General features: G+C 70.3%; 20 protein-coding genes. 2 read left to right on the top strand and 18 right to left on the bottom strand.

Features of this window, described 5'->3' with window-relative positions:
• Positions 1–7: 7 nt before the first annotated feature.
• From AB0I69_RS13265 to AB0I69_RS13220, 10 genes are all read right to left on the bottom strand, one after another.
• Positions 8–1,660 carry a thiamine pyrophosphate-binding protein gene (locus AB0I69_RS13265; RefSeq protein WP_363095727.1) on the bottom strand — a complete coding sequence of 551 codons (1,653 nt, stop codon included), beginning with the start codon at positions 1,658–1,660 and terminating at the stop codon, positions 8–10.
• The gene (locus AB0I69_RS13260) at positions 1,657–2,739 is read right to left on the bottom strand and encodes an amidohydrolase family protein (protein ID WP_363095726.1); all 1,083 of its coding nucleotides are present in this window, start codon (positions 2,737–2,739) and stop codon (positions 1,657–1,659) included. Before AB0I69_RS13260 ends, AB0I69_RS13265 begins: the two co-directional genes overlap by 4 nt.
• A complete protein-coding gene (locus AB0I69_RS13255) occupies positions 2,736–3,617 on the bottom strand; it encodes an aldolase/citrate lyase family protein (RefSeq protein WP_363095725.1) in 882 nt (293 codons plus the stop codon). The genes AB0I69_RS13260 and AB0I69_RS13255 overlap by 4 nt, the downstream gene beginning before the upstream one ends.
• The gene (locus AB0I69_RS13250) at positions 3,595–4,194 is read right to left on the bottom strand and encodes an SRPBCC domain-containing protein (protein ID WP_363095724.1); all 600 of its coding nucleotides are present in this window, start codon (positions 4,192–4,194) and stop codon (positions 3,595–3,597) included. The genes AB0I69_RS13255 and AB0I69_RS13250 overlap by 23 nt, the downstream gene beginning before the upstream one ends.
• Positions 4,195–4,260: 66 nt before the next feature.
• Complete coding sequence (locus AB0I69_RS13245; protein ID WP_363095723.1) at positions 4,261–5,067, bottom strand: ABC transporter ATP-binding protein; 807 nt, start codon at positions 5,065–5,067, stop codon at positions 4,261–4,263.
• A 202-nt stretch (positions 5,068–5,269) separates the two neighbouring features.
• Positions 5,270–6,439: a lactonase family protein gene (locus AB0I69_RS13240; protein WP_363095722.1), complete on the bottom strand. Its 1,170-nt coding sequence runs from the start codon at positions 6,437–6,439 to the stop codon at positions 5,270–5,272.
• Between the two features lie 105 nt (positions 6,440–6,544).
• A complete protein-coding gene (locus AB0I69_RS13235) occupies positions 6,545–7,237 on the bottom strand; it encodes a response regulator transcription factor (protein WP_363095721.1) in 693 nt (230 codons plus the stop codon).
• Entirely contained in the window at positions 7,234–8,574 is a 1,341-nt protein-coding gene (locus tag AB0I69_RS13230) for a sensor histidine kinase (RefSeq protein ID WP_363095720.1), read from the bottom strand. The genes AB0I69_RS13235 and AB0I69_RS13230 overlap by 4 nt, the downstream gene beginning before the upstream one ends.
• Positions 8,575–8,666: 92 nt before the next feature.
• Complete coding sequence (locus AB0I69_RS13225) at positions 8,667–9,512, bottom strand: ABC transporter permease (RefSeq protein ID WP_363095719.1); 846 nt, start codon at positions 9,510–9,512, stop codon at positions 8,667–8,669.
• Entirely contained in the window at positions 9,509–10,444 is a 936-nt protein-coding gene (locus AB0I69_RS13220; RefSeq protein ID WP_363095718.1) for an ATP-binding cassette domain-containing protein, read from the bottom strand. Before AB0I69_RS13220 ends, AB0I69_RS13225 begins: the two co-directional genes overlap by 4 nt.
• Before the next feature lie 298 nt (positions 10,445–10,742).
• On the opposite strand from AB0I69_RS13220, the gene AB0I69_RS13215 reads away from it, so the two are divergent.
• Positions 10,743–11,855 carry a glycosyl hydrolase 53 family protein gene (locus tag AB0I69_RS13215; protein WP_363095717.1) on the top strand — a complete coding sequence of 371 codons (1,113 nt, stop codon included), beginning with the start codon at positions 10,743–10,745 and terminating at the stop codon, positions 11,853–11,855.
• Positions 11,856–11,932: 77 nt separating this feature from the next.
• Here AB0I69_RS13215 and AB0I69_RS13210 read toward each other — a convergent pair whose 3' ends face one another.
• A complete protein-coding gene (locus AB0I69_RS13210; RefSeq protein WP_363095716.1) occupies positions 11,933–12,946 on the bottom strand; it encodes a glycosyl hydrolase in 1,014 nt (337 codons plus the stop codon).
• A 308-nt stretch (positions 12,947–13,254) separates the two neighbouring features.
• Between AB0I69_RS13210 and AB0I69_RS13205 the strand changes: the two genes are divergently transcribed.
• Positions 13,255–16,053: an AAA family ATPase gene (locus AB0I69_RS13205; RefSeq protein ID WP_363095715.1), complete on the top strand. Its 2,799-nt coding sequence runs from the start codon at positions 13,255–13,257 to the stop codon at positions 16,051–16,053.
• A gap of 10 nt (positions 16,054–16,063) precedes the next feature.
• Here the strand turns inward: AB0I69_RS13205 and AB0I69_RS13200 are convergent, their stop codons facing one another.
• From AB0I69_RS13200 to AB0I69_RS13170, 7 genes are all read right to left on the bottom strand, one after another.
• Complete coding sequence (locus AB0I69_RS13200) at positions 16,064–16,939, bottom strand: GNAT family N-acetyltransferase (protein WP_363095714.1); 876 nt, start codon at positions 16,937–16,939, stop codon at positions 16,064–16,066.
• A gap of 113 nt (positions 16,940–17,052) precedes the next feature.
• Entirely contained in the window at positions 17,053–17,742 is a 690-nt protein-coding gene (locus AB0I69_RS13195) for an alpha/beta hydrolase (protein WP_363095713.1), read from the bottom strand.
• Positions 17,743–17,851: 109 nt separating this feature from the next.
• Positions 17,852–18,754 (bottom strand): alpha/beta hydrolase, encoded by a 903-nt coding sequence (locus AB0I69_RS13190; RefSeq protein WP_363095712.1) that lies wholly within the window; start codon positions 18,752–18,754, stop codon positions 17,852–17,854.
• Positions 18,755–18,839: 85 nt separating this feature from the next.
• Positions 18,840–19,817 carry a sigma-70 family RNA polymerase sigma factor gene (locus AB0I69_RS13185; protein WP_363095711.1) on the bottom strand — a complete coding sequence of 326 codons (978 nt, stop codon included), beginning with the start codon at positions 19,815–19,817 and terminating at the stop codon, positions 18,840–18,842.
• A 299-nt stretch (positions 19,818–20,116) separates the two neighbouring features.
• Positions 20,117–21,493 carry an MATE family efflux transporter gene (locus tag AB0I69_RS13180; protein WP_363095710.1) on the bottom strand — a complete coding sequence of 459 codons (1,377 nt, stop codon included), beginning with the start codon at positions 21,491–21,493 and terminating at the stop codon, positions 20,117–20,119.
• Positions 21,494–21,544: 51 nt separating this feature from the next.
• Complete coding sequence (locus AB0I69_RS13175; protein ID WP_363095709.1) at positions 21,545–22,525, bottom strand: membrane dipeptidase; 981 nt, start codon at positions 22,523–22,525, stop codon at positions 21,545–21,547.
• Positions 22,526–22,550: 25 nt separating this feature from the next.
• Positions 22,551–23,555 carry a LacI family DNA-binding transcriptional regulator gene (locus AB0I69_RS13170; protein WP_363095708.1) on the bottom strand — a complete coding sequence of 335 codons (1,005 nt, stop codon included), beginning with the start codon at positions 23,553–23,555 and terminating at the stop codon, positions 22,551–22,553.
• Positions 23,556–23,609 lie beyond the last annotated feature (54 nt).

The following is a 23,609-nucleotide window of genomic DNA, read 5'->3' as shown; positions in this document are numbered from 1 at the left end:
GGCCGCCTCATACGTCCTCGCCGTACATGAGCCTGCGGTAGGGGACGCTCAGCACCTCGCGGGTGATACGGACGTCGATCACGGTGGGGCGGGGTGTGCGCACGAACTCCGCGACGGCGGCGGTCAGTTCGGCCGGCGTGCGGACCGTGGCGCCTTCTCCTCCGAGGGCCACCGCGACCGGGCCCAGTTCCGGGGTCGGGATGAGGGCGAGGTTCGGATCGAGGCCCTTGGAACGGGACTTGTGGTACTCGGCGCCGAGTCCCTCGTCGTTCATGACGACGACCAGGAGCGGGATGCCATAACGGCAGGCCGTCTCGAACTCGGAGAGGTGCATCAGGAAGCTGGCGTCGCCCTCCACCACGAACCCCGGCCGCCTGCCCTCGGCGACCAGTCGGCCGATCGCGAGGAGCGGCGCTTGGCCGATGGCACCGAACATGCCGTAGTTGGAAAGGACTTCGCGGGAGCGCTGGAACAGCATGGTGCCGAAGTCGACTTGGTGCCCGCTGCCGAGCACCAGGCCCATCTCGCCCGGGAGTTCGTCGTCCAGGATGCGGATCGCCCGGCGTGGGTCTATGCGGCCCGGTTCGCTGACGTACGACGCCGGGGGCCGGAGCGGTTCGGCGAGGCGGCGCAGTACGTCGTCGGTGTGGAAGCCGTCCAGGTGGACCGAGCGTTCTTCCAGGGCGCGGCTCAACTCACCGACGGCGGTGACCGCGTCGGCCTGGACGTAGCAGTCGGCGGCCCTGCCGTTGCCCATCACGATGTGCGGGGAGACGTCGATCTGGATGTACTTGGCGTCGGGGAAGAGGTAGCCGTGTTCGATGGTGTAGCTGTTGAGGCTGGCGCCCACCGCGATCACGCAGTCGGCCTCCTGAAGGAGTTCCGTGGCCGCTTTGCTGCCGAACAGCCCGGCGAGGCCGACGTGGTAACGGGTGCTGTCGCACAGCCAGTTCTTCGCCTGGAGGGTGGTGGCGAGGAGAGCACCGGTCCGCTGCTGGAGGGCGAGCACCTCACCGCCGGCGCCCGCGCGGCGCGCCCCGCGTCCGGCGACGATGACCACGCGCTTGCTCGCCCGGACGATGTCGCAGGCCGCGGCGATCCGGGCCGGGTCGGGCAGCAGGCGGGGGCTGTCGAGGAGGGCGAGGGAGGGCACGTACTCGTCGTCGTCCTCCAACTCCCCCTGCTGGATGTCGATCGGCGCGCTGAGCATCACCGGCCGTGACTCGGTGCGGGCCTGGTAGAAGGCGCGTTGTACGGCGCTCTGGGCCTGGTCGGGGCGGGAGAGGTGGACGAAGCCGCACTCGATGGCGGCGGCGAAGCGGCGCTGGTCCAGGTACTGCACGGCGCCCTGGTCGCCCCAACTCGTCTCGCCGCAGAAGGCGACCAGCGGGGTGCGGGCGCGGCTCGCGACGATCATCGAGGTGGCCAGTTGTGAGGTGCCGGGGCCACTGGTCGTCGTAACGACCCCTGGGCGGCCGGTGGTTCGCGCCCAGCCGTCGGCCATGCCGAGGCCGGACCCTTCGTGCCGTACCTCGTAGAGCCGGACTCCGCGCCGGTCGAGCGCGTTCATCCAGTGCATGTTGGCGTCGCCCATCATGCCGAAGACATCGCTCGTGCCCTCCTTGACGAACGCCTCGGCAAGGGCTTCGTAGGCCTTCAATTCCCGGCCTCCTTCGGGGTGTTGGACTGGGCGGAGTCGTCGAAGGACACGGACTTGAGCACACCTTCCAGGCGTCCGAACACGCGCAGCGCGTTGCCGCCGTAGATCGCCCGGCGGTCGGTGTCGGTCAGCGTGTCGAGGGAGCCGAGGAGGTGTTTGGTGTCGTCGAAGCGGTGCCCGGTCTCGGGGTCCACGCTGCGGACGGCGCCGATCATCTCCGAGGCGAAGAGGATGTTCTCGGCGGGGACGACGTCGACGAGGAGTTGCATGCCGCGCCGGTGGTACACGCAGGTGTCGAAGTAGACGTTGCGCAGGACCGCTTCCTCCAGCGGTGGCCGGCCCTGGTCCTGCATGACGCCCCGGTAGCGGCCCCAGTGGTAGGGGACGGCGCCGCCGCCGTGCGGCAGGATCAGCTTCAGGGTCGGGAAGTCGGTGAACAGGTCGGACATGCACAGCTGCATGAACACCGCGGTGTCGCCGTTGAGGTAGTGCGCACAAGTCCCTTGCAGGGCGGGGTTCCTGGACATAGCGACATGCACCATCGCGGGGACGTCGAGTTCGACGAGCTTCTCGTAGAGCGGGTAGTACACGCGGTCCGTGAGGGGCGGTGCCTGCCAGTAGCCGTCCGAGGGATCGGGGTTGAGCAGGCAGCCGACGAAGCCCAACTCCTCGACGCAGCGCTCCAGTTCGGTGACGGAGTTGCGGACCGAGGCGGGAAGGGCATCCCCCGGAGACTGGGGCAGTTGGCACACGCCGACGAAGCGGCCCGGGAACAGTCCGCACACCCGGCCGATCAGGTCGTTGCTGACCCGGGACCAGTCGAGACTGGTGCGTTCGTCGCCGTAGTGGTGGGCCATCTTCCCGGCGCCCGGGGAGAACAGCCCCAGGTCCGTGCCGCGCTCCAGTTGGAGCTTCAACTGGCCTTGTTCCACGGCGTTCTTGATCTCGTCGTCGGTGATGTGCAGTTCGTCGGGTGACACGCGGGCGTCGGATTCCTCGAAGGCGCGGATCTGCCGTTCGCGCCAACTGCCCAGCGCCGGTGGGGCGGTGGTGAAGTGGCCGTGGCTGTCGATGATCACTGGAGAGCCGCCCTTCCGTGGGTGCGGCCGGTCAGGGTGCGGCCCAGGTCGAGGCCCGGGTACGAGCGCACGGGCGCCGACATCAGGAAGCGGTATCCGTCGTCGAGCACCTGCTTGACGTTGTCGGCGGTGACATGCGGATGGCCCACGGCGACACCGCGCTCCCCGCAGACGTCGAGGACGCGGCGCTTGCACTCCACGACCCGCGGATGCTCGTACTGGCGTGGTACGCCCAGCTCCTGGCTCAGGTCGCCCTCGCCGATCAGGATCAGGCCGATGCCTGGCACCTGGTCGAGGATGTCGGGGAGGTTCTCGATGCCGCGCTGGTCCTCGATCATGAGGGCGACGAGGATCTCGCCGTCCGGGTCGAGCGGCCAGACGTCGCTTCTCGTGTAGTACTCGGCGTTGGTGATGCCCCAGTAGCGTGCCGCCGCGCCCGGGCTGTCGCCGCGCAGGCCGGGGGGCTCGTGGCGGGGGCTGCCGGGCAGGCTCGGGTAGCGGCAGGCCGCGACCGCGTTGCGGGCCTCGTCCACGGTGGTGATGTGCGGCCAGACGACACCGTAGGCGCCCAGGTCGAGGACCTGTTTGGCGTGCCACTGCGCCTTCTCGCCGCCGTTGGCCGGGATGCGTACGAGCGGGGTGACGGCGGGCGCGAGGCTGTCGGCGGCGTGGATCTGACGGCGGTTCAGGAGGTACTGGAGGCTGTCCCGCAGGGCGGTGACGTCCCAGGGTTTGTGTTCGGTCTCGAAGACCAGGCCGTCGTAGTCGGTGGTGCTGAACTCGACGGCTGACGCGGGGTCGGGCGCCGCGAAGGAGGCGAAGGCGTGGCGTCCCGACTCCAGTGCGCCGATCACGTTATTGAGCCTGGGCGGTGTCATTTCCTGCCTCCTCGGTCGCGAAGTCACCTGACGGGGAAGGTTTCTGACGTCTCTTCAGGAGCCGCGTCCACCAGGCGCGCAGGCGGCCGAGCAGCCCGGCGGGGCGTGCCGGTGGCTGTACCTCGACTCCGGCGCACCGCTGGATCAGCTGGGCCGAGAACTCCTGGGTCATCCGGGAGACCATCGCCCCGGCGCCGGACTCGACCAACGGGGCGAGCCTGCCGTTGAGTTGGACCTCGCCCAGCACGCTCACGCGTGAGTCGCCGGGCCCTTGGCCCTCGGTCACCCGGAACTTGGCGCGGGCGCTGAAGCGGGTGCCGCCCTGGCCGTCCTTGCCGCGGGCCGAGAGGCGGCCCTCGTGGTCGGACTCGGTGAGATCCAGAGCCACTCTGGCGGCGAAACCCACCTTCATCGCCCCGAACTTGACGACGAGGGTTCCGTCGAAGGAGCCGTCGTCGTGGGCCTCGCCGAGTTCGGCGCCGTTGATGCAGGCGACGACCTCGGAGGGGTTCGACACGACCTCCCAGACTCGTTTCGGTGGACTCGGTACGGCGATCTCTTCAGCGATCGATATCAACGCTGGGCACCTCGCAGGGCAGCATGGCGACTGGGCGGGTCGATGGATCAGCAGGTGGGGGCGCGCCTACGCGCCGGCGTCCGACGTCTGCAGCTGGGACTTGAACAGGCTCCACAGGTCGTTGTAGAGCTCGGAGAACTCGTGCGACTCGACGAGGGAACCGATGCTGCGAGGCCGTTCGAAGGGGACGGGCAGCACCCGGCGGATCGTGCCGGGGCCGTCGGACATCACGATGACCTCGTCGGCGAGGTAGATCGCCTCGTTCAGGTCGTGCGTCACGAAGACGAGCGTGCCGCCCCGCTCCCCCTCCCAGAGGTTGAGCAGATCCTGCTGGAGCTTGAGCCGGGTGATGGCGTCCAGCGGTCCGAAGGGTTCGTCCATCAGCACGATGGACGGGTTGTAGATGAGGGCGCGGGCGATCGCGCAGCGTTTCTGCATGCCGCCGGACAGCTCGCGCGGGTAGTGGTCCTCGAATCCGGTGAGGCCTACGACCTTCACCCAGTGGGCGATGCGTTCCTCCCGCTCGTCCTTGGGGATCTTGCGGAACTTCAGGGCCAGTCCGATGTTGGCCTTGACGCTCAGCCAGGGCAGCAGGTTGGCCTGCTGAGTGACGTACGCGGCCTCGGAGTTGACGGCGGTCACCGGTTCGCCGTCGAAGTGGACCTGGCCCAGGGTCGGGGAGAGCAGTCCGGCGGCCAGGTTGAGGATCGTGCTCTTGCCGCAGCCGCTGGGTCCGATCACGGCGACGAACTTGCCTCGCTCGACCTGGAACGACACGTCCTCGATGGCCGGCCGGCGGCTCCCGGGGAACTCCAGGGTCACGTGGTCGAAGCGGAGGGCTTCGGAGTGGGGTGGGCGCTGATTGTTCGACAACTTGGTCTCCTTGCCCGGCCTACACGTAGGGGTTGGGGGGAGGGATGAACCTGCGCTCGCATCAGATTGTCCGACAAGCGATGCAGCGAACGTAACAGCGGCGACCTACGGCGGCAAGAAGTGTGCAGCAAGAACGTCATGTCTCTTCGCGCTCAAGATCCTTTCCGCACAGGATTGATGGACAATCCTGTGCGGCCGGACCTCAGCGTGCGCAGACGGTGATGCAGTCGGGGTTCGGTATCGCCAGGGAGTTTCCGGTACCGGTCAGCAGCCCGGAGCGGAGGTCGACGGCGAACACGTCGACCGTGCTGCTCGCCTCGTTGGCGACGAACAGCCAGCGCCCGCTCGGGTGGACGGTGAAGCTCCAGGGCTTCAGTCCCCCACTGGGGATGCGCTGTTGGAGGGTGAGCAGCCCTGTTCTCCGCTCGACCGCGTACACAACGAGGGTGTTCTCGCCTCGACTTGAGGCGTAGACGAAGCGGCCGTCGCGGCTGATGGCCAGTTCGGCGCCGCTCTTGGTGCCGGTGAAGCCGGGTGAGTCGATCGCCAGGCTCTGACGCCGCGTCAACTCCCCCGATCTCCCGTCCCAGTCGAGGAGTTGGAGCTCCGCCGTGAGCTCGGTCAGCAGATACGCCTTCCGTCCGTCGGGGTGGAAGACGAGCCGTCTCGGGCCCGCGCCGGCGTCGGTGGCGTAGGCGCCGGGTCCGCCCTCGCCGGACGACAGCGCACCCGTCGTACCGTCGAAGCCGTGGACGAAGACGCGGTCGGCGCCGAAGTCGGGGACCAGGGCGTGGCGGCGGCCCGGTGCCACGACGACCTCGTGCGGGTGCGGGCCCGACTGCCGTGGGCTGGGCCCCGATCCGGTGTCGGCCACGACCGACACGGGTGTACCGAGCGTGCCGTTCCCGCGGATCGGGAGTGAAACGGCAAGGCCCGCCTCGAAGTTGGCCACGAGCAGCGTGTCCGAGGACCGGTCCACGCCGAGGTACGACAGACCGCCACCGGCCGTTCCTCCGCCGTCCGTGCTCGTCTCACCGGTCTGCGTCAGCGCGCCGGTCGTGCGGTCGATGTCGAGGACGGTGACGATTCCGCCGTCCAGTTGGCTGCCGACGTAGAGCACCGGACGGTCCGGATGCGCCGTCACCCAGCCTGAACTGACCTGCGCCACCGACCCGATGGACGTCAGGGTTCCTTGGACGGGGTCGAACCGGACCCCGTAGACCTGCCCGCCGTTCCAGGTACCGACGTAGAGAAGATCGGGTCTCACCTGCGGCGCGGCTTCGGCGGTCGGCGGCACGGCTGTCGCTGTCGCGGACAGCGCCATGGCGCCCAACATCGTTCTGCGGGACACAGCCCCTTTGATCTCGACCATGGGAAGCAACGGTCGTCCCGATGCACCGCAGCGTCCACAGCGCGTACGAACCTGTGCGTGCGCGTGGCGCAACCTAAGCTTTCACGGTCGGGAGCCTCAACTGGGCTACTGGTCGGGTGCGTTGGGGCGGGCCAGGCCGAGGTCGTAGGCGAGGATGACGGCCTGGATGCGGTCGCGGGCGGCGACCTTCGCCAGGACGCGGCCGACGTGAGTCTTCACCGTGGACTCGGACAGGAAGAGGCGCTCGGCGATCTCGCCGTTGGTCCAGCCCTGGCCGATGGCGACGAGGATCTCGCGCTCGCGTTCGGTGAGGGTGCGGATGCGGGGGTCGTCCGTCGCGGGCACGGCAGCGGGTCCTTCCGGTGAGCGCTTGGGCAGGTGTTGGGCGTAGGCGTCCAGGAGGCGGCGGGTGAGTGCGGGGGCGATGACGGCGTCGCCGGAGGCCACCGCGCGGATGCCGGCGAGGAGTTCCTCGGGGTGGGCGTCCTTGAGGAGGAAGCCGCTGGCTCCCGCGCGCAGTGCCTCGTGGGCGTACTCGTCGAGGTCGAAGGTGGTCAGGATGAGGACGCGGGAGCGGTCGCCGGCCGCGACGATCCGGCGGGTGGCCTCGATGCCGTCCATGCCGGGCATCCGTACGTCCATGAGGATCACGTCGGGACGCAGTTCGGCGGCCATGCGTACCGCCTCGCCGCCGTGCCCGGCCTCGCCGACCACCTCGGTGTCGGGGTTGGCCTCCAACAGCATGCGGAATCCGAGGCGTTGGAGGGGCTGGTCGTCCACGATGAGCACGGTCGTCATGCCGCGCCCCCGGTTCCGCCCGTGCTCCCGCTCGCGTCGAGCGGGGTGAGGTCGAGGGTGACCCGTACCGTCCAGCCGCCGCCGGGGGCGGGGCCCGCGGTGACGGTGCCGTGGTAGAGGGCGGCGCGTTCTCTCATGCCGGCGAGTCCGTGTCCTTCGTCGTGGCTCGGTACGGGCCCGGCGGCGATCTCGCCGGGTCCGGTGTCGTGGCAGTCGATGTGCACCCGTGAGTCCTCGACGTTCACCGCCAACTCGACCCGGGTGTCGTGGCCCGCGTGCTTGAGGGCGTTGGTGAGCGCCTCCTGCACGATGCGGTAGACGGTCAGTTGGACCCCTCGGTCCAGGGCGGCCGGTTCGCCGCCGGTGCGGTACACGACCTGTGGTCCGGCCGCGCGGATGCGGGCGCACAGGGCGTCGAGGTCGGCGACGCCCGGCTGGGGGCTGAGTTCGGGGGCGTCCGGTGTGGCGGTCTGGACGCGCAACACGCCCAGCATGCGGCGGAGTTCACCGAGTGCCTGGCGGCCGGTGTCACCGATGAGGAGCAGGGCCTGCTTGCCGCGTTCGGGGGCGAGGTCGGTGGCGTAGGCGCCGCCGTCGGCGAGGGTGATGATGACGGAGAGGTTGTGGCCGATGATGTCGTGCATCTCCCGTGCCACGCGGGTGCGTTCAGCGGCGGCGGCGAGCTTGCTGCGCTGGTCGCGCTCGATCTCCAGACGGGCCGCGCGGTCGCGTAGTACGGCGAGTTGGGCGCGTCTGATGCGGACGACGAAGCCGAGCGCGACGGCTGCGGTGATCGTGCTGGACAGGACGAACAGCGCGTCCAGGACAGGGACTTGGGACGGCAGCCGGAGGGCGAACAGCCCCAGAGCGGCGAGGGTCACGGCGCAGGCGACGGGCAGCCGGCGCAACTGCCCGTGCAGGACAAGGCTGTAGAGGGAGATGAGCAGGGCGACGTCGGCGCGCAGCCAGACACCCAGCCCCGCCTGGACGAAGAACACCGCGGTGATCACGGCGAAGGCGAGGGTCGGCCTCCTGCGCCGCCACAGCAGCGGCAGCACCAGCCCGGCCTGCAGGGCGACGGTCCCGGGCCAGGGCAGATGGATGAAGCTGTTGTCGAAGCCCCGCCGCCGGCCGTCGTCGTCGTTCACCAGGTCCGGCAGGCAGAACATGACCGCGACGACGAGGATCAGGGCCGTGTCCAGCACCCACGGGTGTCTCCGGTCGCCCTGCTTCATCCGCCGGCCGAGCCGGGACAGCCGGCCGGCCAGGGGGTGACTCCACGGGAGGTCCGCCTCCGCGAACGGCGCGGGGGCGGGGGCGGGGTCGTCGAGGCTCATCGGTGTCACTTGTCCGGGTTCATGGAGGTCACCTGTCCATTGTGGGGCCGGGTATGGACCGTTCCCGCGTCGGACACCCGGCCCCACAGGTCTCAGGCGTCGGTCCGCACCAGCCGGTACGCGGCTCCGGCAAGCGCGAGCGCCGTCCAGCCGAGGAAGACCAGGAGTCCGGCGCCGGGCGAGAGGGTCGTCGAGTCGTGGGTCAGCGAGAACATCGCCTCCCCCGCGTTGCTCGGCAGATACGGGCTGATGTTGTCCTGCCAGGAGCTGGGCAGCAGCGAGATCAGTCCGGGTACGAGCATCAGAGCGGCGACCAGCACCGAGATACCGCCGGCGACCGAGCGCAGCAGCGCGCCCAGCGCGGTGCCGATCACGCCGACCAGGCCGAGGTAGAGACCGGCGCCGAGCAGGCTGCGGACGACTCCGGAGTGGGAGAACGTGAGGGCCGCGGGAGTGCCGGAGACGATGCCACTCGCGATCGGGAACGCGACGAACACCCCGACGAGGGAGACACCGAGCGCGACCACGCCGAACACGAGGGCCTTGGACCACAGCACCGGCAGGCGGCGCGGTACGGCGGCCAGCGTGGAGCGGATCATGCCGGTGGAGTACTCGCCGGCGGTGACCAGGACGCCCAGCACACCGAGGGCGAGCTGCGCGAAGTTCGTGCCGAACAGAGAAATGCCGAGCGCGGTGGCGTTGGCGTCGTCCGGCCGCAGATGACCGGAGCCGTACTCGGACTTGTAGTGCGCGGCGGAGATCAGGCCGAACGCGATCAGGAACAGCAGGCCGAGGCCCAGGGTGATCCAGGTGGAGCGCAGGGACCACAGTTTGGCCCACTCGGAGCGCAGCACGCGGCGCCCGGTGACCTTGTACGGCGGGCGGGCCGGTTTCACCGGTGCGGGTGCGGCGCTGTCGGTCGCGGTGATGGTGCTCACGCGGCCCTCCCGGGGGTCTCGACGGTGGTGGAGCCGTGGTACTCGACGGCGTCCCGGGTCAGGTCCATGAACGCCTGTTCCAGGGAGACGGTCCGTGCGCTGAGTTCGAACAGCGGGATGCCGTGCTCGGCGGCCTTGAGGCCGATGGCCCGCGCGGTCAGCCCGGTGACGTGCAGTTCCTCGGAGCCGACCGCACCGGTGATCTCGACGCCGGGACCGGCGAGGACCTCGCGCAAGCGGGCGGGCTGCTCGGACGCGACGGTCACGGTGTCGCCGCCCGCGTGCCGGACCAGGTCCTGCACGGTGGTGTCGGCCAGCAGCCGCCCTCGTCCGACGACGATCAAGTGGTCGGCGACCAGGGCCATTTCACTCATCAGGTGCGAGGAGACGAAGACGGTACGACCGTCCGCGGCGAGCCCGGTCAGCAGGTTGCGGATCCACAACACACCTTCGGGGTCAAGGCCGTTGACCGGTTCGTCGAGCATGACGGTCGCCGGGTCGCCGAGCAACGCGGCGGCGATGCCGAGCCGTTGGCCCATGCCGAGGGAGAAGGCCCCGGCCCGCTTCTTGGCGACGCTCTGCAGCCCGGTCATCTCGATGACCTCGTCGACCCGACGGCGCGGGATGCCGTGTGTGTGGGCCTGCGCCATCAGGTGGTCGAACGCGGAGCGGCCGGGGTGGATCGACTTGGCCTCCAGGAGCGCGCCGACCTCCTGGAGCGGGGCGCTGTGCTCGGCGTAGGGCCTGCCGTTGACGGTGACGGTGCCGCTGGTGGGCGCGTCCAGGCCGACGATCATGCGCATCGTGGTGGACTTCCCGGCGCCGTTCGGGCCCAGGAAGCCGGTGACCGTACCGGGTTTGACCACGAAGTCCAGCCGGTCGACCGCCGTCTTCTCCCCGTACCGCTTCGTCAGCTGTTGTGCCTCGATCATCGACTTCCCTCACGCTCACGTGCCACTGCCCCCACTGGGCACCGGCCACGCTAGGAGTGCGGGGGGCTCGGAACCGTCGTACCGAGGGGCCGTTGCCGGGGTGGGCGTAGTACCGCGGTACCACTCCACGCATCAGGTTGTGTACGTTCCCAATCCGATCGCACGAGAGTCGCGCCCACGAACTGCGGGAAATACAACCGACACACATATTTACAGCGTCTGTTACCTCTCCTACTGTGAACGTTCTCAGAACCAACCGCATGCGCATGTCAGTCGACCCAAGGAGGTCGGGTACCCCGTGAAATTCCCGGGCCGCATAGTGAAGGCCGCCTTGCTGCTGGCCGCAGTCGCCCTGCCGGCGGCGATGCTCACCCCCACGAACGCCGCCGCCGCGAACTCGCTCACCATGCTCGGAGCCGATGTCTCCTCCGCGCAGCGCGCGATCGACCTCGGCGCCAAGTACTACGACTCCAGCGGGACCGCCAAGGACCCGCTCGACATCCTCAAGGCCGCCGGCGTCAACTACGTACGCCTGCGGATCTGGAACAACCCCGCCAGCGGCTACAACAACAAGGCGAAGGTGCTGGCCTACGCGAAGCAGGTCAAGGCCAAGGGCCTCAAGCTGCTGGTCGACTTCCACTACTCGGACACCTGGGCCGACCCGGGCAAGCAGTACAAGCCCGCGGCCTGGTCGAGCCACGGCATCAGCGCGTTGCAGACCGACGTCTACAACTACACCTACGACGTCTGCAACAGCCTCAAGTCCCAGGGCACCACCCCGGACAGCGTGCAGATCGGCAACGAGATCAACGTCGGCATGCTGTGGGACGACGGCAAGGTCGTCAACAACAGCTTCACCAACCTCGCGCTGCTGCTGAAGTCGGGCTACAACGCGACCAAGGCGTGCAACAGCTCCACCCAGGTGATCATCCACACCGCCGACGCGGACAGCGACTCCAACGCCCGCTGGTTCTACGACGGCATCAAGGCGCAGGGCGTCAACTGGGACATCACCGGGCTGAGTTACTACTGCATGTGGCACGGCACGCTGGCCAACATGGGCAGCGTCGTCTCGGACATGAAGTCCCGCTACGGCAAGGACGTCATCATCGCGGAGACGGCCTACCCGTTCACCACGTCCGACGCGGACAGTACGGCGAACTCGGTCACGTCGGGCTGCTCGGGCTACCCGCTCACCTGGGCGGGCCAGGGCGCGGAGTTCACGGCGGTACAGAACACGGCCCGCAGCGCGGGTGCGATCGGTGTCTTCTACTGGGAGCCGACCTGGTACGCGGTCACCGGCAACGGTTGGGACCCGGCCGATATCGCGAACAGCGGGGACGGTTGGGACAACATGGCCATCTTCAACTGGACCGGCCAGGTGAACCCGAACGTCAAGTGGACGCCGTAGCAGGGTAGTTCGACACTCTGCTTGCTACGACGGAGAACGGCACCGCCACACTCGGGCGGTGCCGTTCTCCGCTGCCCTCACGGCTGATGATCCGTCAGGGCCCTGTATACGGCCGAGGACTTGGGGTTGTCGCGGCAGCGCCACACGCCGTGCGGGCAGTAGTCGCTGATGGTCTGGTAGAGCGGGTGTTGGCTCGCCATCCAGGTGAGCATGCCGCGCATGTAGGTGGGGTTGTCGCCGTTGTCGAACAGGCCCCACTCGGGGTAGGAGATGGGCTTGTGGTGAGCGCGGGCGAAGTCGGCCTGGGCCAACAGGCCGTACGGCTCTGTCAGTTGCTCGCTGAAGGGCAAGCCCTGGGGGGCGTCGTAGGCGTCCATGCCGATGACGTCGACGTAACGGTCGCCGGGGTAGCAGTCGGTCCAGGGGATGGCGTCGTGGCCGCGGTTCGGGGTGAAGTCGAAGCGGAACTGCTGCCCGGGCACGGAGCGCATCGCGGTGACGATACGCGTCCAGTAGCGCTTCCAGGACCAGGGGGCGGGCGCGCAGCGGTGGGTGTAAGTGATGCCGTTCATCTCCCAGCCCAGGACGATCTCGGTGTCCGCGGCGCCGAGTTGGACCAATCTCTGGGCGAGCGTGCGGAAGTGGTCGTCGTAGCGTCCGCTCGCCCCCTCCCCCAACTCGACGCGGACCACGCTGTCGGGCAGGTGTGCCTCGTTGCGGTCCAGCATCGGCACGTTGAGGACCAGCAGGCGGTCCTGCCGCGCCCGGCGCCACTGTGCCCACAGGGCCAGGTCGCCGGAGGCGCCCTCGATGTCGCTCCAGTGGTCACCGGGCAGATACGCGTGCCCGACCCGGGGCTCCGGCCGGCCCAGCCAGGCGCCGAAGCCGGCGACCCGCCGCACGGCGTCGGCGCCGTAGCCGACATAGGCGCCGTAGGCGGGCGGCGGGCCCGAGGGGTGTGCCGGGGCCACTTTCGCCGGCCGGAGTGAGGACTCTCCGCCGGGTACGCAGGCCGGTCCCGTCAGCAGGACGAGTGCGACGGCGACGGTGAACAGGGCCTGCAAGGTGCGGCGCGTCCCGTGCGAGGCCACTGGACGCCTCTCCTTCTTCCCGGGTGCGTGGGGCGGCGGATCGCTCCGACGCCCGAGCAACGTACCAGCGCGGGCCAGAAGATGACGTAGCACTCCATTCACGACATGACCGTCGCGTCCGGCGCACGCCCATGCGAAAGTCCCCTGTGATCAGGTTCACGCCGTCCGGATCGAACTCCGGGATGGGTCCGGCATCTTGTCCGCGTTGGCACCACCGACCGGAAGGAAGCCCAGTGCACCGTGCGTGCACCGTCAACGGACGTTTGGACCGTTCTTCCTGTTCCTGCCCGACCCCAACGGGAGGCGTCATGGCACCGGCATCCCTCACCCCGCCGAACCTCATCGGACGATCGACGGAACTGGCCGTCCTCGACAGGCACTTGGACACCGCCCGCACGCGGGGAGCCGCGCTGATACTCACCGGAGCGGCCGGGGTGGGCAAGAGCGCGCTGCTGGACGCCGCCGCGCCGCGCGCGGCCGAGGCGGGCTTCCGGGTGCTGCGGGTCACCGGCTGCCCGTTCCAGAAGGGCGTCAGCTTCTCGGCGCTGAACCAACTGCTGCAACCGCTGGCCGAGGGCATTCCCGCACTGCCCGCACGGCAGGCGGAGACCCTCCAGGCGGTCCGCGGACTGTCCGAGGAGCAGCCGACCCAGCTTCTCGCCATCGCGAACGCCGTGCACGCACTGCTGGCCCGGGCCGCCACCGGGACCGGTCCAATCGCGCTGATCGTCGACGACGTGGCATGGGTGGACCGGCCCAGCGCCACGGTCCTGGGGACCCTCGCCCGCTCCCTGCACCCCGAGCCGATCGTCCTGCTGGGCGCGTCCCGGACCGGGGACGAGTCCTTCCTCAGCAACATCGGGATACCCGAGCACGAGGTCCGGCCGCTGGACGACGTGTCGGCGAACGAGCTGGTGGCGGAGCGGTTCCCCGCCATGTCGGCCCGGGTCCGCCGGCGTCTTGTCGCGGAGGCCCGGGGCAACCCGCTGGCCCTGCTGGAACTGCCCGTTCCCCTCAACGATTTGCAGCAGACGGAGCGGAGCACCCTGCCCGCCGTACTGCCGCTGACCGAACGCCTCAAGGGCATCTTCTCCACCCGGGTCGCCGCGCTCCCGGCCGCGACCCGGAAGCTGCTCCTGCTCGCCGTGCTGGACGGCTCGGGTGAACTGCACATCCTCCAGCGGGCGATGGGCGGACAGGACGGCCTCGACGCGCTGTCCGCCGCCGAGCGCGCCGGACTCGTGCAGGTCGACGGCGTCACGGGCCGACTGGAGTTCCGGCACCCGCTCACGCGTTCCGCGGTCATGGATCTGGCGACCAGCGAGGAACGCCGGTCGGGACATCTGGCGCTCGCCGCCGAACTCCCCGAAGGGTCCGAGCACCGGGCCCGGCACCTCGCCGACGCGGCCGTCGGCCCCGACGACCGAGTGGCCGCCCTGCTGCACGAGGTGGCCTACAGCACCCTGCGCCGCGGTGACGCCGTCGGCGCCATCACCACCCTGCTGCGCGCCTCGGAGTTGAGCGGCACGGGCACGGCCAAGGCCCGACGGCTGGCGGAGGCGGCCTGCCTGGGCGCGAACATCACCGGCGATCTCCGCAACGTGCGCGCGCTGCTGGACAACGCGGGCCATGCCGACCCGTCCGGCGTCGGCTCCCTCGCCGCCGCGACGGCCGCGGCCAGTCAACTCCTCAACGGCGAGGGCGACGTGGACACCGCCCACCGGCTGCTCATCGGCGCCATCGAGACACATGTCTGGCCCGAGGGCGGTGAGTCGGTCGAGGACATCTTCCGCGAAGCGCTCAACACCCTTCTCATGGTGTGCTTCTACGGCGGCCGGCCGGAACTGTGGCACTCCTTCGAGAGCGTCGTGAAGCGCCGACGTCCACCCGCTTCGGGCCGACTGCTGCCGGTGATCCTGGGCACCTTCGGCGATCCGGCGTACGGCGCGCTGCCGTTCCTCGACCGGCTCGACCACCTCATCTCCGGTCTGCACCAACAGGCCGATCCCGTACGGGTCTTCGGCATCGCGCTCTCCGCCTCCTACGTCGACCGCCTCCCGGGCTGCCGGAGCCCGCTGCGCCGGATCATCGACGACGGCCGCGACGGCGGGGCCGTCGCCCTGGCGATCCAGGCACAGTTCCTGCTGGCCAACGACGCCTACATCGGCGGCCAGTGGGACGATCTGCTGGCGATCACCGAAGAGGGCCTCGGCTGGTGCGAGACTTACGACTACCGTCTGACGGCATCAACAGGGCATTTCCAGCGGGGACTTGTGGCCGCGGCGCGCGGCGACGGCACCACCGCGCGCGAGATCGCGGACCGGCTCGTCTCCTGGGGCAACCCGCGCGGGCTGGGCGCGCTGCGGATCTACGCCTCGCACATCCGGGCCCTGTCGGCGCTCGGCAGCGCGGACTTCGACACCGCCCACCGCCTCCTGCGGGCCTTTGTCACGCCCGGTGAGGTGCCGCGGTTCATGCCGCACGCCCTGTGGCTCCTGCTGGACTTCACCGAGGCCGCGGCCCGCACCGACCATCACGAGGAAGCGGCGGCGCACGTGGCGGCGGTCCGCAAGACCGACATCCCGTCGATCTCGCCCCGGCTGGCCATGCTGACGGACGCCGCCGAGGCGATGGCCGTCCCGGACCTCGTCGACCACGACCTGTTCGAGGCGGCCATCGCCACGCCCGGCGCCGAACGCTGGCCGTTCGACTGGGCCCGGATCTGCCTGGCCTACGGCGAGAGACTGCGCCGTGCCAAGGCGGGCGGCGCGGCCCGTGTGCATCTGGAGGCGGCGCTCAGCACGTTCGAGCGGCTGGGTGCCACCCCGTGGAGTGCGCGCGCCGCCAACGAGCTGCGCGCGAGCGGGATCCCCGTCAGGCCTGTCGAGTCCGTCGAGTCCATCGGCCAGGACCCGTACTCGCTGCTGACCCCGCAGGAGCGGCAGGCGGCCCGACTGGCCGCCACGGGACTGACGAACAAGCAGATCGCCGCGCAGCTCTTCCTGTCGCCGCGCACGGTGGCCGCCCATCTCCGCAGCGTCTTCCGGAAGTTGAACGTCACCGCACGGGGCGGCCTGCGCGACGCGCTGACCGGTCCCGTGCCGTGATGCCGTCGGCTCAGTGCTCGTCCGGCCCCTCGTCCGGTCCCTCGTCGGGCGTGAGGCGCCAGATCCAGTTGGGGCGTTCGTAGGCCACCTCGAAACCGAGGCGGAGCATGTTGTGCAGGGAGCTGTTGTGGGTGCCGGGGGCCTCGGCACCCGTCTCGGCGACGAGCACCCGGCACCCCAACTCCCGTGCCCTGCGGGCCCGGGCGGCGAGCAGCGCGGTCTGGCCGCCGCGACCGCGCGCGTGGGGCAGTACGGCGCCGGCGAACATCTGCGCCGTGTCGCCGCGGACGAACATGGTGCCGGTGCCGACCAACTCCCCGTGCAGCCAGGCCCCGTAGGGATGCCAGCCCGGCCGGGTGACGGTCGCGGCGCCCATCTCGGCGTAGTGCTCGACCGGCGTTCCGAAGGCCCGCATCATCACCGTGCCCCATTCCAGGGCGTGTTGGGCCTCCAACGGGGTGACGCTGATGCCGTCGGGCGGTACGTCCAAGGCGTCGGCGCGGGCGACGGCCTCCTCGGTCGTGCCGACGAGTTTCGCCCAGGACGACTCCTCGACGATGCCTTCCCGTGCGCAGATCTCCGGCCAGTCCGCGGGCAGGAAGGCGGGCGCGATCTGGAAGGCGGCCTGCGGGGTCCGCGCCGCCCGATAGAAGTCACAGACCTCTTCGACGAGTCGGGCGGTGACGGGCTCGGTGACACCGAAGCCGAGGGCCTTGCTCCAGAAGCGGGTGATGTCGTCGCGCATCGACAGCACCACGCCGCCGCCGATCCGGGTGGCGCTCATCCCCAGCGCGGTACGGACGGGCTCGGGGGTCTCCGTCTGGAATCGGTAGAGCGCTTCCGCCTCGGACTGCTCGGCGACGGACGGCTGGACGGCGGTCGTCATGGATCTGGCTACCTCTCGGATTCGCTCGGCTTCCCTCGGGAAGCCACGCGGACAGCCCGCCTGTGAACAGGCGGGCTGAAGCGGGGAGTTGACATGTGGTCAGGGATGGGACATCAGGCCTGGTGGGCCGCCGCCTGCTTGATCAGGTCCGCCACCGCCGCGGGCTGGGAGACGTAGATGGCGTGGCTGCCGTCGGCCTCGGCCACGGTGGCGCCGGCGCGCTCGGCCATCTGGTGCTGGACCGGCGGCGGAATCATGCGGTCCTCGGTCGTGACGAGGTACCAGCTCGGCTTGGTCCGCCAGGCCGGCTCGGTGATCGCTCCGCCCACCGCGTCCAGGCCCCACGGAACCTGCGCGTCGGCCAGGAACGCGGCGTCCTCGGCCGGCAGGTCACCCGCGAACGACGCGGCGAACTTGTCACGGTCCAAGAACAGGAAGCCGTCGACCGGCGGCAGGATCGGCGGCACGGGTGCGCCGGGCGCCGGGTCGGCGACGAGCGAGCCGACCGACTCGCCCTTGTCCGGCGCGAAGGCCGCGATGTAGACGAGCGCGGCGACACCATTGTGGCGTCCGGCCTCGGTGATCACGGCGCCGCCGTAGGAGTGGCCGACGAGGACCGCCGGACCGTCGAGGGCGTCGAGGGCGCGCTGGGTGACGGCCACGTCGTCGACGAGGGACACGGTCGGGTTCTGCACGACGCTGACCTTGTAGCCGTCCTGGGTGAGCAGGCGGTGCACCGACTGCCAGCCGGAACCGTCGACGAATCCGCCATGCACGAGAACGATGTTCTTCACGGCGCTCATGCCGTTGCTCCTTGTTCGACTTGTCGGAAACCCTCCGGACCGGTCCAAGAACCCTCCGGACAGGTCCAAGCTAGGCCGGACCTGTCCGCCGGGGCTTCGACCAAATGACCTAGTTGCCGGCAGGGGTGCCGACGAACGCCACCACCGCCTTCGCGAACGCCTCCGGTTCCTCCAGGTGCCCGAAGTGCCCGCTGTTCTCCAGGATCACCAGCTCCGACCCCGGGATGAGCTCGTGGAGTTCCTCGGCCCAACGCACGCCGCAGATGACGTCGTGGCGGCCGACGAGGACGAGGGTCGGCACGGTGAGCGAGCCGAGGTCGGCACGGTCGTCGATGACGTCCGGGGTGAGATCGTCGTCAAGACCGGAGATGTACGTGGCCGTCACCGCGGCCCGCGCGGGACCGAACTCGTCCTCCCGGCCCCAGAAGTCGGCGAAGTACGCGGGGAAGATCCCTCGCGCCACGGCGGTCATCTGCGCGTCGTCGGAGATGGTGGGGATGCTCTGGAACGCCTCAATGACCTCGGGGAGCCCCGGGTTGTCGGCGTGCCGGGCGGCGAACTCCTGCACCAGGCGCATGGCCTCGGCGCCGTGCTCGGGACCGGTCACCGGCGCGCTCTCGTAGAGGATCACGCCTGCCATGCGGTCGGGGTGGTGCAGGGCGTGGTATTGGGCGACGAAACCGCCGTGCGAGTGCCCGAGGAGGTGCACCTCGGGGACGCCGAGGTGCTCGATCAGCCCCGTGAGGAAGCGGCTGTAGCGGTCCCGGGTGTAGCCGTGCGGGTGGGACGGCAGGCGGTCGGAGGCGCCGGTGCCGACGGGCTCCGGGTAGACGACCGTGAGGTGCTCCTCCAGCGCGGGCATGCGCAGGTACTCCCAGAAGATGCCCGGTCCGCCGGAGTGCGCGATGCAGACCGGTCCAATGCCGTGGACGTGGTAGCTCTGCGTGACCCCGTCGATCTCGACGGTGTGGGTCCCGGTGGCGAGCGGGTCGGTCGAGGGGGTGGTGCTCATGGGATCTCCCTGTTCGGCATGCGGCAATGACACGGACAGGACGCGGGAGAAAGGCCGAAGTTCGAAACAGATGACGTGACGCCGGTCACACCATGAGAGGCTGGAGGGAATGCGGGACGGGCACCGGCCGGGGATGGACGAGACGCAGCCGATGCACCCGCCCGGCACCGTCCAGGCTCATGAGCCAGGCCACGGCGGGCGGGCAGTGCTCGGGGTCGTCGTCGGGATTGGTGATGTCCATCTCCCAGACGACGAGCGACCGTCCGGCCACGGCGTGCACGAGGTGCTGGCGTACGCCGGCCTCCAGGTCGCACTCCATCCCACGCACCAACAGGCCTCTGCCGCCGACCGGTTGGTTCCCCTGGACCAGCGCAGCCTCGGGCGACCAGCGCTCGGTGAGCAACTTGCCGAAGTGTCCGCTCTCGGCCGCGTCGAGGGTTTCGCGCGCCTCGATCCGGCTGGCGCGGGTGCGGCGGGCGGCATCGCCGTGCGGGGCGTCCGCGGTGGCGGCGAGGGCCAGCGCGAGCTTGGCCCGCCCCTGACTGAGCCGACTTCGGACCGTTCCAACGGGAACGCCGCAGGCCTCGGCGATCTGCTCGTAAGACGTGACCCCGACACTGAAATGCCGCAGCACGAGCGGCAACCGCAACGCCGGAGACAGCTCCTCGATGGCCTCCCAGATCCAGTCCCGCATCGCGTGCTGCTCCAGCCACCGTTCCGGACCGGCGTCAGTGGCGGGCACATGCAGGTCGTCGAGCGGCCGGAAGTCGACGGACCCCCGCAGCAGCGAACGGGCCGCGTTGCGCACGATCATCCGCAACCACGGCCCTACGGCCTCCGGGTCACGCACGTCTCCCACGCGCCGGAGCGCTGTCAGTGCCGCGTCCTGCACCACGTCGTCGACATCGGGCCCCGGCCCCAGCACACTCACCGCGACGGCCCGCATCCCGGCCCGGTGCCGCTCCAGCAGCAGACCCAGGGCGGCGACGTCACCGGCCTGCGCGGCCAGGGTGAGCGCCGCGTCCTCGATGCGCGTGATCTCGCCCGCGTTCCGGCTGCTCATGGTGCCCCTCTTCCGGCGCTTCCGACGTCCCTACGACCGTAAGGGGAGCGGCGCGGTGACGTCACATCGCGAGGCGTCCGACGGTACCGGCGCCGTACCAGGTCGTGGGTGCGGGCGATCGGCTCCCGCACGGGTTCTGCACGGGGTCCGTACGCCCCGCAACGGAAGTGTTCAGCGGATGTTCAACGACTTGGACCGGTCCCTACGACCGTTGCGGGCGCGCCCTGTTGACCTCGCCCGGTCCCCGTCGCCGGCACTCGAATCCTGCCCACGGTCACCGCACCGCGGGCCGCAGTTGTTCAGCGCGCCGACCCCCGGCCCTGCACCGCACCGGTGCCCCCGTCCCGCGCAACCGCCGGGACGGCCACGCCGATGATCCGGGCGCTGTGCCGCCGGAAGGAGACGAACTTGGTGACGGCCTGGAGCAGGTTCGCGCAGGCCAGCACGGTCCAGAGGCCGGCCAGGCCCGCCGTGTCGGCGATCGGGACGGCGACGGCCGCCAGCACGCCGAACCACACCGCCGTCGACACCAGGCTCGGCACGGTGCGCTTGAGCCCGACGAGGCCGAAGCCCGCCACTGCCTGCAGGGCGTCGGCGACCACCACGGCCAGGACCAGCGGCAGCAGACGTACCACTTGGTCAGCCAGCCCCGGGCTCCTGGTGAACAGGTCGATCACCGGGCCGCGCAGTACGAACAGGACGGCGCCGAGGACGGCGACCGCGCACAGGGCGACCCCGATCCCGGCGTCCACACTGCGCCGGACGCGGGCGAGGTCGCGTTCCTCGGCGTAGCCGGCGATCAGCGGCACCGTGGCCTGGCCGACCGCCACGGCGGCGGTGAAGACGACGTTCACCAGGGATTCGGAGACGCTGTGTACGGCGGCGCTGTCAGTGCCGATACGGGCGGCGGCGAAGGTCAGCACGCCCAGCACCGAGAACTTCACCAGCACGGTCCCGCCGAGCGGCACCCCGACCCGGGCCAGCCGCAGTACCTCGCGCGGATCGGGCCGCGCGGGACGGATCGGTCGGCCGGCGAGGACCGTACGGCGGCGCAGCGCGTACTGGTTGAGGCCGGCGCCGGTCAGGCCGGCGGCGAGCATGGCCAGCCCGGCACCCGTCAGCCCGAGGCTCGGGAACGGTCCAAAGCCGCCGACCAGCAGTACCGACAGCGTCACGGACACGGCGGTGCCCACGAGCCCCGACCGCATCACCTGCGCCGAGCGGCCCAGCGCGACGAGCACGGCCGTGGCCGACGAGTTCACGGCGATCAGCAGCACGCTGCCCGCCAACATCCAGGGAAACACGCCCAGTTGGTCGATAATGCGGCCCGGGACCCCGAACGCCCCGCCGAGCAGCGGCACCGCCGCGACCGCGGCAGCGCACACCCCGCCCACGGCGATCGCCAGCCACATCCCGCTGCGCACCAGCTGCAGCAGTCGCCCGGGGTCGTCCCGGTGCGGTGCGACGAACGGCATCACCCCGCGCAACGCGCCCGCCACGGTGGCGGTGGCCGGGCTGAACACCGCGATCGTCACGGCGAACGCGGCCAGGGAGACGGTGGCATGACGGCCCAGCAGCGCGGTGTCGACGAGGGAGCCCGCCGAGGCGGCGAGGGTGGTGACGTAGACCGGTGCGGCTGCCCGGGCGATGGTCATGAATGCGCTGCGTTCGCTCACGCCCACCGATGTTGCCAGTCAACTGCCTTCCCCCGCAGACCAGTTACGGCGTTAGCGCCACACCTGCGCTGCCACACGACGGAAGTTGCCGCCCAGGATCGCGGCGACGGCGTCCTCGGGGTACCCGCGGGCGAGCAACGCGCCCTCGACGGTCAACAGGCCCTCCGGAGGCATGAAGTCGATCGGCCCCCAGCGGGTGTAGCAGTCGGGGTACAGCTCGGGGCTCTGTGCGAGCATCGCGTTGAAGTCCCCTTCGTCGAAGGGGTAGTCGGTGGACACACCGACGTGTTCGGGCCCTATGAGGTCGACGGCGTGGTCGATGTGCCGGACGAGCGCGTCGACGGAGGCGTCGTTGGGGCCGAGGAAGATCCCGACGCCGGTGATGCCGACGACCCCGCCCGTGGCGGCGCACTCCTTGGCCTGCTCGTCGGTGATGTTGCGTGGGTGGTCCCAGACCGCGCGCATGCAGGAGTGGCTGTAGATGACGGGCAGTTGGGACATCTCGCACAGGTCGAGGCCGGTACGGGCACCGCAGTGCGAGCCGCCCGCGACCATGCCGACGGCGTTCAACTCCCGTACCAGCGACCGGCCGTAGGCGGTGAGCCCTTCGTCGACCTCGTCGAGGCAGCCGCCGCCGGCCGCGTTGCGGGTGTTGTAGCTCGGCAGCATCGTGCGGACGCCGAGGTCGTAGAAGTGGCGCAACCGGTCCAAGTCCCCTTCGAGCGGCCCGGAGTCCTCCAGGTCGAAGGCGACCGCCACTTCGCCCGCACGTCCGGCGTTGTCGATGTCGTCGACGGTCGCGACCAGCCGCAGCCGCTCGTCCGCGGCGATTCGCTGCCGCCAGCTTGCGACGAGGTCGGTGACGTCGTCGGCGCCGTGGGGCGCGTAGCCCACGTTGACCGAGACGAAGCTGCCGCCCGGTCTGCGGTAGCGGGCCAGTTCGCCGACATCGGCGTTTTTCTCCAGCGCCAGGCAGCAGTGTTGTTCCCAGAGGAGGGGTGGGCGGCGCGCTTCCGTGGATTCGTTCGACACCGTACGGATCATGCCCGCGTCGGCGCTACGCCGTCGAGGGTGGCCCCGTACTCCCCCGCACCTCAAGCCTCGGTTCCGACAACACCGTCTCCGCCGCCCGCCCCGGATCCCTCATCCGGTCGACGAGAAGCCGCGCGGCGCGGCGCCCGATGTCGTGGCTGGAGTTGTCGACCGTGGTGAGCCACAGGTGTCGTAGGCGCGCGAGGTAGGTGTTGTCGTAGCCGACGAGGGAGATGTCCCGAGGCACCTGTAGGCCCAATTCATCGGCTGCCGACAGGGCGCCGACGCACGCGATGTCGTTGAAGGCGAAGACGGCCGTGGGGCGTTGCGGGGCGGTGAGCAGGCGGACCATCGCGCGGTAGCCGCCCTCCTCCGTGTGGTCGCCCTGTTCGACCGTCGCGAGGTCGGTCAGGCCGTGGCCGTGCATGACCTCTTCGAAGGAGGTGCGGCGGAGTGCGCCGGCGACGCCCTGACCGGCGATGTGGGCGATGCGGCGGTGGCCCAGGTCGATGAGGTGTTCGGTGGCCAGGGTGGCGCCGTACGAGTCGTCGCCGGCCACGACGTCGACGTGGGGCAGGACCGGCTCGACGGCGCCCGCGACCACCGTGGGGATGTGGCTCGCGGCGGCGAGGAGTTCGTCGGAACCGGGGAAGGTGCCCACCACGATCAGGCCGTCGACGCGGAGCTCCGTGAAGATGCGGGTGAGGTCCTCGCCGAGGTGGCGGTTGAGGCGGCCGTCGGCCAGCATCATGTGCAGGCCGTTCTCGTGCAGGCGGGAGCCCAGACCGTCGAGGAGTTCGACGAACCAAGGGTTGCGCAGATCGTTCAGCAGCACGCCGACCGAGCGGGTGCGGCGTTCGCTGAGGCTGCGGGCGGCGGCGTTCGGGCGGTAGCCGAGTTCCGCCACGGCGGCCAGCACGGCCTGCCGTTTCTCCGGCCGTACCTGCTCGGAGCCACGCAGCACCAGGGAGACCAGGGATTTCGACACACCGGCCCGCTCGGCGACGTCACGGATGGTCGGAGCGCTCATGGCTGGACCGTTCCATGCGGTCGCGCCCCCTGTCAAAGGCGCGGACACTCGGTG

The organism is Streptomyces sp. NPDC050508, assembly GCF_040655155.1.
Classification (GTDB): Bacteria; Actinomycetota; Actinomycetes; order Streptomycetales; family Streptomycetaceae; genus Streptomyces.
This window is presented reverse-complemented; position numbering and strand designations above follow the sequence as displayed.